A 9,238-nucleotide genomic window follows, 5' to 3' on the forward strand; every position below is an offset into this window, starting at 1 on the left:
ACCCCGGCGGACCGCCGGCACCCGGTCAATAACAAAATGAAAAATTCATTCGAAACATTCGCTCCACTTTTTAATGGTTTTTATTGCACCGTTTGGGACCTAGACCAAAACGGAGAGATTGAAAGCGAGTTAGAGTATATAAACGAGCAAAGAGATAAAAAAGGACTCCCGCCTGTTGATTCCGATCAATTACAAATCAACTATAAAGGCTATCATTTAGCTTTTTGTGAAAAATTTTGTGACTGGCTGCACTCAGAATTGAGTTATGAATTTGAGAGCATTGAAATTGATTTTCAGAGCCTGCAAAGTCCCCGGTTTTATAACTTTTCAACCGACTCAATAAACTGTGAGGTAAAACTATTAAATGAAGATTTGCAGAAAATTAGGGAGATTATATACAATAATCGGTCCGAGTTTGAAAGCTGGATAAAAGATCATTTTTCCAGTTGCGACGGTTTTATTTCATTTTTCTCAAATGATTTTAACGTCTGGAAGGCCGAAACAAACGATTTTTTTAACTATCCAGAAGATAAACAGTATTTTGGGCATGTTTTACAGTTCGTTTTATCTGAATGCCTGGGAATGTCAGAGTTTGATTTTTACGACTACAAAGAGCTTTATATCTCAGAGTTTATAGAAAATTTTGACGAATTAACAGAAGCCCTGCAGACTTCAGCGGCTTGAAACCTTTATAAATATGTTTTATCTAATCCTTATTATCGCCTTCATTTTCTACATAATCCGCGAATACAACCGAATCAAACCCCCATAAAAAAACCAGCTCAAAGGCTGGTTTTTTTATGGGGGTTATCTAGTTCATTTTTTCTAGGGCTTGTTCTTTGGTTTAATTTCAATCTCAAGTTCTAGTGGCATTAAGAACTCATTAAGCCAGTTTAATTTGTTTTGAACCGTTCGCAGCTTGTTCCCAAAATCTCCAAATCGATATCCCTGATCTTTGCAAAAGGTTTCCTTTTTTCCAAATTTGGTTTTTATTTCGCTTTCAATAGTTCCTATATAATCAAACCATTCTTCTGTGGCTATTTCTCCGCAGGAATCACAAAGGTTACTATTTTTTGTAGTAACCTCTGCACCGCAATTGATACAATTATTTTTTTTCATTAGTTTAGTTTTATTTCGTCACACACCTTTTCCCCAAATTCGTTAACAACGTTGGCCTTTATTTCTGAATTAATATCAGAAAATTGAATTTCCATTTTGTCAGTTAATTGCCCCCATACTTCGCCACGATCAATCAAATCGTAGAAAATCTTTTTTACTTTTTTAATTTCATTCTTATTATTGCCGCTGTGAGCTTCAATAATATTGAAATTACAACCAAATATCATTAATTCATAAGCTTTTGAAGCTACTTGAATTAACGATTCTGTATTTGATTTGTCGCACCTTAACAATAAGCTATTTGCTTTTTGTGCATCATTCGAACAGTTTACGCCTTCAGTTTCCCAGGCCTCTTTGCAGTCAGATAGAAAATCATTCCATTTTTTCATTTTGTTTTGTTTTTTCAAAAGGTTGCTTAATTGCTTCCTTGTTGATACAAATATACGATATTATATCGGATAACACACCATTTATCCGATATAATGTCGTTTTTTTTATTTCAAAATAAAAAAGTGTGTAATTATTGTTTTAATGGTGACCAACCCTCGCCAACCCCCCCCCGCCCCCTTCAAAAAAAAAATCACCCTTTTCTGCAATTTAGAACCATTCTAAATAGCCACCCTGTCAGCCCCAGGTCAGCCCCAGGTCACCCTGAGCGAAGTCGAAGGGTTTACCCCTCAAAACACTTATTTATGTTTTCATTTTTGTGGGGATTTTTTTCACTTTTTTCTCCGTGTTTACTTTTTCAAAAACGTTTCAAAAACCATTTTTTTTTCAAAAACAAAATTCATTTTTTAACCTTTTGCCTTTTGCCTTTCCACTTTTTCCTTACATTTGATCCCGGTTAGCGTAACCACATAACAACAAAAACAGTACGCCATGGCAAAAATTCCACCTTTTATTTATTCAAAGTACAACGATTCTCATTTTATAGTCGATACCAAATCAGGCATAACCAACCAGGTACACATATTCGATAATCTTCCCGATACCATCGAGTTCGAGCACAACTCAATGGGTAAAGCACAGAGCAAAGGATGGCCTGCTTTAGGTAGTCGCACATCACATCAAGGTAAATTCTATGTATTAGTTCCGGTACGTTATGCAGTTCCGGTAGTACTCGAAACACAAGCCGATGCCGACAATGCAGCCAAACACTTCCGCCGCATGGCCGACTGGTTTCTGTACTCCATCCTCCGCGAAAACAAACTGCAATAGCATTCTTTCAAATATTTAAGCAATAACGCATTTAAGCATTAACGCATTTTTTGAGGCGTATCCCATTTTTTTGCCGTATCCCACGTATCCCCAACGTATCCCCATTTTTTGCCGTATCCCCAAATTTTCCATTCTAATATTCCAATACTCTAATATTCCATCCTTCCCCGCGCTGTCCTTTCCGTATCATCACCCACTCATTATACTTGCCTGTATAAAATGCAATAGCATGCCAACAATTAATTTATTCGAAGCACTGAGGGAGATGCGTTCATCGCAAAAACCATTTACAGTTACGGTGGTAAAGTACTCCGTATCCCGCAAAACTGGTGGCCAGGTAGAAACGCTTATCGATGTGCTCGAGGCCGGCCAGGTAAAAGCTGCGGGTACCGAAAACCTTATTGCCTTCCGTGCTGAAGGGTCTGACATTGTTCGCCGCTACAACATTTACGGAATCCGCCGCTACAACGGAATGACAGTAACCATGAAACGTAATTCTTAATACTATGATACGTCGAACACCATCCGGAATCTACCGATCGCAAAGTGCAGCCATACTGCCAAAATCAGGCGGAATGTTCCTGCTCGATACCAACCCACGCGACACCTATTACGAAGAACAGTCGCTTGTTCCCCAGTATGTAGAAGAAACCCGAAAGGATTTCTACATGCTCATTAACGGGAATAAAATAATTCCTAACGGACCAAACAACCTGTTTCCACAGGATCTGAAACGCCTGCTCGATCGCGATAACGATATGCACGGATTGTTGCGTACTAAAATCGATTTATTGCTTTCCGGAGGCTGGTACCTGTACACCGAACGGCTCGATAAAGATGAAAAAGGCCAGACTAAACTTGTTAAAGACGAGGTACTCGATCCCGAAATAGAAGATTACCTCGAGAGTTATGATCTCGACAACTACCTGGCCGAAGCTGCTACCGATATGGTTTATGTGGAAAACAATACACCGGTGTTCCGTCGTAACATTTATTCCCGGTCCAATCTATTCCGCGAAAAATGGCGCCTGCTACCTATGTTGGTAGGATCTGAAGACAGCCGCCTGGAAGCATACGATGAAAATAACCGGATAAACCACATTTTTGCAGCCGACTGGACCGATCCCGAATCATCGCGGAAACCATCGAAAATACCGATGGTAAACACCGACGATCCTTTCTCACAACCCGTATCCGCAAAATTTATCTGCTTCCCGTCGTTCGCCAGTAAATACTACGGCCGCCCTCCGTTTATTGGTGCGGTAAACTATATCGAGCTGGCCACACTTATTCCGTACTGGCATAAGGATAACATTAAAAATGCCGCCTTCAACTGGCATATACAGTCGTCGTTCGAGTACTGGCAAAAAATGTACGAAGAAAACAACATCACTCCCGGATCGAAAGAAGCCGTAGAATTAGAAGACGAGATACTTGCCGAATTCGACAGCATCCTGTATTCCGAAACCGCCGAAAATGCACAAAAGCGCATTCATACCAAGTTTTCGTACAGTGCCGATGGTAAGCCATTGCCAGGAATAACCATTACGCCATTGCAGGATAACACAAAAGAGCGTTCAACAGCTTACACCGATCTGTTTAAAATCGTTAACCAGGCTAAAATCAGTGGCGTTCATCTCGATCCTACGCTGGCCAATACCGTTATCGATGGTAAACTCTCATCCGGAAGCGAAAAAATGCACGCCTTCAACCTACACAACAAAGTAGTTACACCCATGCCGCGCCGCTTAATATTGTGGGCTCCAAACTTCGCACTAAAACACAGCTTCCCAAACAAAAACATAAAAATAGGCTTCCGCGAAATCGAACTCGTTACCCAGGATAATACCACCACCGGAACAAAAGAACCGAAGGAATAATTTAAGCATTCAAGCATTTAATCATTAAAGCATTGCTCATGGAACTCATTCTAAACAAATCCAACAACGGAATACAAGAGGTAAAAACAGTAGCCGGTGGTACCGTACTTAATTTCGGATACGAAAACCTCGAACCCGATTTTCGCCGTGCAATTGGCTTTGTAACCGGCACCATTTCCGGAGCCGTTTACACCGCTGCACTCACGCATTATAAGTCCGAACGATTTCAGGATGCCGATGCAACAGATGAAGAAAAAGTACTCGACGGGTTAGTGCTCCTTATCCAGGAGGCAATAATTTGGAAAGGCATTTACGAGTATGTTCCCGAAGGAAATGTCATCATCGATAACTCCGGTTTCCATCATCAAAAATCAAACGACAACCAGGTGCAAGCCTTCCAGTGGGCTGTAAATGCTGTGGCTGCAAAATATCTCCGCAATGCGTACAACACCATCGAGCAACTGTTGAGCTACCTCGATAAAAAGCGCGATAATATTGCTTCGTGGAAGGATTCAGATGCCGAAAAAGCTTCTCTCGAGCTATTTGTCCCTACTGCAGCAGTATTCCAGGAATCCGTGTATATCGATTCCAGCCGTCGCCTGTTTATTGCCATGATTCCTATTATGCGCCGTATCGAGCGGGTAAACATTAAGCCGGTACTGGCCGATCGTTTCGATACCATTAAAACAAAGCTCCAGGCTAAAACCGACCTCGAAGAAAGCGAAAAGATAATGCTCGAACATATTCGTATTATCGTTCCTAACCTGGCAATGGCCACCGCAATGGTTCAATTTCCAGTACAAGTTATGCCTGAAGGTTTAATCGAGAAATATACTTCTATGTTTGTTACTCAGGATGCTGGTCAGCCGGCACGTACTCCGCTAATTAAAGTGGCAAAAGAGTATTTTACTGCAGCTGGCGAATCCGAGATTACCAAGCTAAATAAGTATATTTACGATCTTGATAAACTCGACGACGATCCCGATTACCGCTATCGTCCCGGAGTATCCCGAAAAGGAATAAGTTTCTAACATCAAATAGCTATTGAATATGATCCCGGTAGAAGTAAACACCGAAACAATCCCAATGCCCGAAACATGGAACGAACTAAGCTTTGAAGCTGCTCTAATTGTTGCCGGCCAGGTAATCAGTAAAACTACCGTTGAAGGAATGAAATTGGCCCTGTTTTGTCATTATTCAAAAGCGGCTGATGCTGCAGTAAAGCAAGCTCAGGAACTCGATAAACAAGGCAAAACATTGCCATTGGTACAACTTTCCGAAACCATTTATATCGAAACACAAGAGCTTTTTAACTTTCTGTTTAAGAAAGTGGGCGATATGCAAATCGTAAATTCAGAGCTAACCATTAACCGGCTCGAAACTTTCGCCGGTCTCTTTGGTCCCGATCATTTTAAACGCCTCGAGGTTTGGGAGTTTGCACTGGCCGAAAAAGCTTACGAAAACTGGCTCGAAACCAATCGTGTTGAATTCATTAACCGGCTGATGGCAATTTTGTATCGACCGGCCCGAAAAAATCTGAAATCCCTGATTAATACTCCGGAATACGACGGAGATCCGCGCGAGCTGTTTAACGATCAGCTAATCGATAACCGCATCCTTAAAATACGCCAGGAAGTTCCATTGCACATGCGTTACCTGGTGCTGTGGTGGTTCGAAGGCTGTATAAAACAGTTGCCGCAAATATTTAAAGTATTATACCGCAATACCATTGCCGAAAAACTCGATCCCGAAGCCGGTAAAATAAAAAAGCCTCGCCTATCGTGGTATGATACCATACTGAAAGTATCGCAACACGAACACCGCGATGCCGACGATATCGCCCGCCGTAACCTCTTCCAGTTTATGCGCGAACGCGAACTGCTTATTCTCGAAAACGACGAACACCAACGCGAACTCGACAAAATAAAAGCAAAAAACAAAAGCTAATAGCTTGTAGCTTGCGGCTTGTAGCTATAATATCATGATAAATTTCACCACATACGAAAACTACTTCGAAGCCCTGGCAACAAAACACGTGGCCATCGAAAAATTCTATCCCATCGATCTGGATGATATGGCCAATGCCACCAACGAAGTACGAAACATGAATGCTCAAACCCTGCTCGTACTTGAAGCCTATGCCATCGGTAAACACGTACAAACCTCCGATCAGGTATTCGACCGCGCTACATCCGGTTATCTGGTATTGAAAAAGCTTACTAATCCACGCGCCGATGTAGCAGCACAGCGCAAGGCAATACTCAACGAAACCGAAATATGGTGCAACGATTTCGAAGCCCGTATAAAAAACGATGCCACTCTGCCGCGTTATACCTTCCTTAATCAGTTGCAAATAGAATCCTTCAACCGCGAAAAAATAGGCCCTGTTTTCGATGGTTATTATGGCTGGCGTACCACCTTCCGTTTCTTCTCTTACAATCCAATGCTGGTCCTAAAATCCCAATGGAGTGATTTATGATTACCGACAAACTAATACAGCAACGCTTTGTAGAGACAATACTCGAAAAATATGGCGCCAGAATAGAAGAGGCCATAAAACAGGGTATTACCGAAAACCGTTACCAGGGAAGCGGTACACTATATAGCTCTGTAAGCAATAGCGTGCAGGCCTCACCCGATTATTTTAACGGACTACTAGCTATTGGGATGAAACTCCGGGGCCGTTTTCTCGATATTCAGGCCACGCACAAATACAAGTGGAACACCGAAAACCCCGAAAAAAACAAAAAGAGCTACCAAAAAACCACAAAGCCAACCGGCTTTTATTCCCGAAATGCCTACGGTTCTATCGGCTCCATTGTTTACTCCCTTATGTACTACCTAACCGACGATGTAGTGCAAGGTATTAAACAGGAGCTGGAAGCTGCAAACGGGTAACGCGGTTTTTAACCGCGTTTTTTATATCTTCACCCCACTTTAAACCTTAAAAATCAAATAGTATGCTTTGGGTAATTCTCGTAATCCTTGGAATTGTGCTAATAGTTAGCATATCAAAAGGAAACAAAAAGAAAAATCTTGAAATAGAAAAATTGCAGCGCGAAAAATGGCAAAAGCAAAAACTAGAGCGCGAAGCAAAAGAGAACGCCGCCAAACAGACCAGCGTTTCCGACGAATTAACAAAACTGAAAAAACTCCTCGACGATGGTATTTTAACGCAGGATGAATTTGAAAAGCAAAAATCAAAACTTTTAAGTTAATATGCTATGGTAAAGATATTTATTGTTGCTTCCGTTTTGTTATTTTGTTTTTCATGTAGGCAAAATAACAACTACGAAGAAAGAATTAGTAAGTTAGAACAGCAGGTAGATAGTTTGAAAAGTGATTTGAAGTACGGGTATCAAACGGATTCAATTATTATACACGAGCTTCTAAAACCAGAAAAAGGAACTCTTTTATACGAGCTAGAAAAGCAATAACAAAAAACCCGGCCATCAAGCCGGGTTTTTTAATGTTTAATTTTAAATTATATAAAATGGAAATGTAGAGCTACCCTTGTTTAAGTAACTCTATTTGTTTGCGTAGTTTGATTACATAGTCTTTCATTGCTATTTCCAGGCAATTTCCTTTTTTTAAACTAATTCCTGTTACTTCTTCATATTCCTTTAATACGGCATCAAATTCGTTTGATGTGTCTTCTTCTGCCTGAAAATTCACGTTTTTCTTAACCATTGGTGTTTTTGTTTACAAATATAATACAATAGAAATTTATATAACAAATAATAATATTCTTTTTAATTCTTGGAAATAAAAGAAAAATATTGAAACTTTGTGTCATTGAATTTTTAAAACGATATATTATGCAAGAATGGACTGAACAAGAAGTAATGTCTGAATTGCTTTCGGAAGGAAAGTTTTCGGAAATAGATGGAAAAATGGAACCAGTTGTTTCATTTGAGAACTTAAAGAGGATTGTTTTTCATCCTCGTTTTCCTGATTCAAAATCAGAAAAAGCAACGGGAATGATCGTTGCAATTCAAAATCATTTTAATGAGTTGAACATCAAAAAATAATTATTATGAAAATTCTAGAATTTATTTACAACGAAAAATCCATCAGTTTCGATTCTACCGGAAATGATAACGTGATGGTAAATGCCACTGAAATGGCAAAAGTTTTTGGAAAAGATTTATTTCAATTTACAAAAAGTGATGCTACAAAAAAGTTTATTTCAGCCTGTTTAAAACCTGCATTTGCAGGTTTATTAAACCTGAAAAGTGAAGAAGATTTGATCATTTCAAGGCAAAAATCTGGAACATGGATGCATCGAATTTTAGCTTTAAAATTTGCTGCCTGGCTTGATCCTGAATTTGAGGTTTGGGTTTGGACAACAATTGACCAAATAATTCTTGGCCATTATCGAGAAATGAAGGAGGCTACTGTTGAAAAACTAAAAGCCGAAAAAGAGTGGAAGGACAAAAAGGAAAAACTGATTAGAGAAAATCCCCAATTGGCAGAGGTATTTGAAGCTGAGCTGAAGATTAGTGCTGCAGATAGAAAAAGGATGAAGGCCATGAAAGCCGCTACTGACCAATTAAAATTTGATTTGTTTGGCGATGATAAAGAGAAAAGGAAATAAATAAACAATCCCCCGGGAGGTGTTACGAGCACCTTTGCCCCGGGGGATTCATTATAAATATATAACACCACAAAGAAATGGAAAATACTGCAAACTGCGGTACTCATTTAATGAGAATTGTACACCGCAACCCCAAAAATCAACCAATAGGAGGTTTTTCAAACCCATCTAAACACAATTCAGATAATTTGGATAAACATATCGATTGTCTTCAAACATTCGTTTGCCGAGTAGCTGACTTGGCAAAGGGAACAAACCACACCTCGCCTGAAGAGATAGCTTATTACGGTCATCTTTGCTTAGAGCATATTATTATGTTGGGGAGTAATAGTTCATTCCGTAGGCATTTTAATAATGTGTCATCGCGCTAACCGGGCTTCAATACAAATAAATATAAAATCAAACCTTCAGGCGTTTCCCAAAC

At 39.9% G+C, this 9,238-nt stretch carries 15 protein-coding genes; 12 read left to right on the plus strand and 3 right to left on the minus strand.

All coding sequences use genetic code 11. The annotated features are described in order from the left end of the window. The first annotated feature begins 36 nt into the window (after positions 1-36). A complete protein-coding gene (locus tag QZ576_RS07300; protein ID WP_297095586.1) occupies positions 37-684 on the plus strand; it encodes a hypothetical protein in 648 nt (215 codons plus the stop codon). A 141-nt stretch (positions 685-825) separates the two neighbouring features. Here QZ576_RS07300 and QZ576_RS07305 read toward each other — a convergent pair whose 3' ends face one another. Together QZ576_RS07305 and QZ576_RS07310 are read right to left on the minus strand one after the other, a co-directional pair. Next, positions 826-1,119 (minus strand): hypothetical protein, encoded by a 294-nt coding sequence (locus tag QZ576_RS07305; RefSeq protein WP_297095587.1) that lies wholly within the window; start codon positions 1,117-1,119, stop codon positions 826-828. Next, positions 1,119-1,508 (minus strand): hypothetical protein, encoded by a 390-nt coding sequence (locus QZ576_RS07310; protein WP_297095588.1) that lies wholly within the window; start codon positions 1,506-1,508, stop codon positions 1,119-1,121. The genes QZ576_RS07305 and QZ576_RS07310 overlap by 1 nt, the downstream gene beginning before the upstream one ends. Positions 1,509-1,998: 490 nt before the next feature. On the opposite strand from QZ576_RS07310, the gene QZ576_RS07315 reads away from it, so the two are divergent. From QZ576_RS07315 to QZ576_RS07350, 8 genes are all read left to right on the plus strand, one after another. Next, positions 1,999-2,337 (plus strand): hypothetical protein, encoded by a 339-nt coding sequence (locus tag QZ576_RS07315; protein ID WP_297095589.1) that lies wholly within the window; start codon positions 1,999-2,001, stop codon positions 2,335-2,337. A gap of 229 nt (positions 2,338-2,566) precedes the next feature. Further along, positions 2,567-2,839 (plus strand): hypothetical protein, encoded by a 273-nt coding sequence (locus QZ576_RS07320; protein WP_297095590.1) that lies wholly within the window; start codon positions 2,567-2,569, stop codon positions 2,837-2,839. 4 nt (positions 2,840-2,843) lie between these two features. Further along, on the plus strand, positions 2,844-4,217 hold the full coding sequence (locus tag QZ576_RS07325) for a hypothetical protein (RefSeq protein ID WP_297095591.1): 1,374 nt from the start codon (positions 2,844-2,846) through the stop codon (positions 4,215-4,217). Between the two features lie 38 nt (positions 4,218-4,255). After that, entirely contained in the window at positions 4,256-5,248 is a 993-nt protein-coding gene (locus QZ576_RS07330; RefSeq protein WP_297095592.1) for a DUF6712 family protein, read from the plus strand. 19 nt (positions 5,249-5,267) lie between these two features. Beyond that, positions 5,268-6,164, plus strand: a complete 897-nt coding sequence (locus QZ576_RS07335; RefSeq protein WP_297095594.1) for a hypothetical protein — start codon at positions 5,268-5,270, stop codon at positions 6,162-6,164. Between the two features lie 34 nt (positions 6,165-6,198). Further along, positions 6,199-6,696 carry a hypothetical protein gene (locus tag QZ576_RS07340; RefSeq protein ID WP_297095596.1) on the plus strand — a complete coding sequence of 166 codons (498 nt, stop codon included), beginning with the start codon at positions 6,199-6,201 and terminating at the stop codon, positions 6,694-6,696. Continuing rightward, positions 6,693-7,115, plus strand: a complete 423-nt coding sequence (locus QZ576_RS07345) for a hypothetical protein (protein WP_297095598.1) — start codon at positions 6,693-6,695, stop codon at positions 7,113-7,115. The genes QZ576_RS07340 and QZ576_RS07345 overlap by 4 nt, the downstream gene beginning before the upstream one ends. Before the next feature lie 62 nt (positions 7,116-7,177). Next, positions 7,178-7,435, plus strand: coding sequence for an SHOCT domain-containing protein (locus tag QZ576_RS07350; RefSeq protein ID WP_297095600.1), 258 nt, complete (start codon positions 7,178-7,180; stop codon positions 7,433-7,435). Between the two features lie 289 nt (positions 7,436-7,724). Here QZ576_RS07350 and QZ576_RS07355 read toward each other — a convergent pair whose 3' ends face one another. After that, positions 7,725-7,907: a hypothetical protein gene (locus tag QZ576_RS07355; RefSeq protein ID WP_297095602.1), complete on the minus strand. Its 183-nt coding sequence runs from the start codon at positions 7,905-7,907 to the stop codon at positions 7,725-7,727. An 89-nt stretch (positions 7,908-7,996) separates the two neighbouring features. Between QZ576_RS07355 and QZ576_RS07360 the strand changes: the two genes are divergently transcribed. From QZ576_RS07360 to QZ576_RS07370, 3 genes are all read left to right on the plus strand, one after another. Further along, positions 7,997-8,248 carry a hypothetical protein gene (locus tag QZ576_RS07360; RefSeq protein WP_297095604.1) on the plus strand — a complete coding sequence of 84 codons (252 nt, stop codon included), beginning with the start codon at positions 7,997-7,999 and terminating at the stop codon, positions 8,246-8,248. 74 nt (positions 8,249-8,322) lie between these two features. Further along, on the plus strand, positions 8,323-8,814 hold the full coding sequence (locus QZ576_RS07365) for a KilA-N domain-containing protein (protein WP_367270452.1): 492 nt from the start codon (positions 8,323-8,325) through the stop codon (positions 8,812-8,814). Positions 8,815-8,891: 77 nt separating this feature from the next. Beyond that, positions 8,892-9,185, plus strand: coding sequence for a hypothetical protein (locus QZ576_RS07370; protein WP_297095609.1), 294 nt, complete (start codon positions 8,892-8,894; stop codon positions 9,183-9,185). Positions 9,186-9,238: the final 53 nt, after the last annotated feature.

Source organism: uncultured Draconibacterium sp., assembly GCF_913060805.1.
Taxonomy (GTDB): Bacteria; Bacteroidota; Bacteroidia; order Bacteroidales; family Prolixibacteraceae; genus Draconibacterium.

Excerpts from the sequence above, each read along its gene's own strand:
- QZ576_RS07370 (WP_297095609.1), top strand. The coding sequence starts at position 8,892 with ATGGAAAATACTGCAAACTGCGGTACTCATTTAATGAGAATTGTACAC.
- QZ576_RS07350 (WP_297095600.1), top strand. The coding sequence starts at position 7,178 with ATGCTTTGGGTAATTCTCGTAATCCTTGGAATTGTGCTAATAGTTAGC.
- QZ576_RS07340 (WP_297095596.1), top strand. The coding sequence starts at position 6,199 with ATGATAAATTTCACCACATACGAAAACTACTTCGAAGCCCTGGCAACA.
- QZ576_RS07345 (WP_297095598.1), top strand. The coding sequence starts at position 6,693 with ATGATTACCGACAAACTAATACAGCAACGCTTTGTAGAGACAATACTC.
- QZ576_RS07355 (WP_297095602.1), bottom strand. The coding sequence starts at position 7,907 with ATGGTTAAGAAAAACGTGAATTTTCAGGCAGAAGAAGACACATCAAAC.
- QZ576_RS07300 (WP_297095586.1), top strand. The coding sequence starts at position 37 with ATGAAAAATTCATTCGAAACATTCGCTCCACTTTTTAATGGTTTTTAT.
- QZ576_RS07365 (WP_367270452.1), top strand. The coding sequence starts at position 8,323 with ATGGTAAATGCCACTGAAATGGCAAAAGTTTTTGGAAAAGATTTATTT.
- QZ576_RS07305 (WP_297095587.1), bottom strand. The coding sequence starts at position 1,119 with ATGAAAAAAAATAATTGTATCAATTGCGGTGCAGAGGTTACTACAAAA.
- QZ576_RS07315 (WP_297095589.1), top strand. The coding sequence starts at position 1,999 with ATGGCAAAAATTCCACCTTTTATTTATTCAAAGTACAACGATTCTCAT.
- QZ576_RS07325 (WP_297095591.1), top strand. The coding sequence starts at position 2,844 with ATGATACGTCGAACACCATCCGGAATCTACCGATCGCAAAGTGCAGCC.
- QZ576_RS07320 (WP_297095590.1), top strand. The coding sequence starts at position 2,567 with ATGCCAACAATTAATTTATTCGAAGCACTGAGGGAGATGCGTTCATCG.
- QZ576_RS07335 (WP_297095594.1), top strand. The coding sequence starts at position 5,268 with ATGATCCCGGTAGAAGTAAACACCGAAACAATCCCAATGCCCGAAACA.
- QZ576_RS07330 (WP_297095592.1), top strand. The coding sequence starts at position 4,256 with ATGGAACTCATTCTAAACAAATCCAACAACGGAATACAAGAGGTAAAA.
- QZ576_RS07310 (WP_297095588.1), bottom strand. The coding sequence starts at position 1,508 with ATGAAAAAATGGAATGATTTTCTATCTGACTGCAAAGAGGCCTGGGAA.